This is a genomic window from Methanobrevibacter sp. 87.7, from assembly GCF_002208625.1.
Classification (GTDB): Archaea; Methanobacteriota; Methanobacteria; order Methanobacteriales; family Methanobacteriaceae; genus Methanarmilla.
The window spans coordinates 1-862 of record NZ_MRCT01000285.1 but is presented as its reverse complement, the minus strand read 5'-3'; the positions used below and the strand labels follow the sequence as shown (position 1 = coordinate 862).

General features: G+C 16.5%; 1 protein-coding gene. It reads right to left on the bottom strand.

The genetic code is table 11. The features are described 5' to 3' along the window. Positions 1-66 precede the first annotated feature (66 nt). Positions 67-636 (bottom strand): TetR/AcrR family transcriptional regulator, encoded by a 570-nt coding sequence (locus BGI41_RS08470; protein ID WP_198945434.1) that lies wholly within the window; start codon positions 634-636, stop codon positions 67-69. Positions 637-862: the final 226 nt, after the last annotated feature.

Below are 862 nucleotides of genomic sequence, written 5' to 3'. Positions count from 1 at the left end.
AATAATAAGAATACTTAAATTAAAAATGGATAGAAAATATAAGTTAAATTTAGAATAAATTAAATATTATTTATTTAAATTATAAAAAAACAATTTAGAAAGTGCATTATATAAATCATCAGCACTATAAATATCTGTATTAAGTAACCAAAATTGACTAAGTCTAGCAAATCCACCTATATAAAATTCTGCTAAAAAATCAATAGGAATATCTGGATTAATATTTCCTTTTAGCTTTTCTTCATATAATCTTTCTTTTAAATCAGAACAAACTTTATTAAATAGAATATTTAAGGTAAATTCATCTTTATTTTTATGAATTACTGAAATGTATAAATTCTTATTTTCATTTAAATAAACAACAAAGACTTTTATAAAATTTTTAAGGTATTGAGAAAAATCATCAGAAGAATTATTAATAACTTGTTTAGTAAGTTTATTAGATAATGAAGTAATAGTATATTCTAATAATTCATATTTATCATTAAAATGATAATAAAAAGTACTTCTTGGAATATTTGACTCATTACAAATATCTATAACTTTAATTTTCTCAAATGGTTTTTCAATAAGCAAATCACGTAAACTATTTGCTAAAATTAAATTAATATCTGTTTTTCCACTATTATTAACCATACTTAAATCCCCACAATAATTTCATATATAAATACAAATTTATAAAATATAATTATTAATTGTGAATACATAATATATAATTCTATTGTTTTTTATAATATATAATTAAAAAAATAGAATAAAATTTAAATAAGAATATAAAATTAATAAAAAAATGAACAAATAACAATATAAATATTGAAAAACTAATTTTTAAAATTTAATTAAATTAAGAATTGTAATTAAC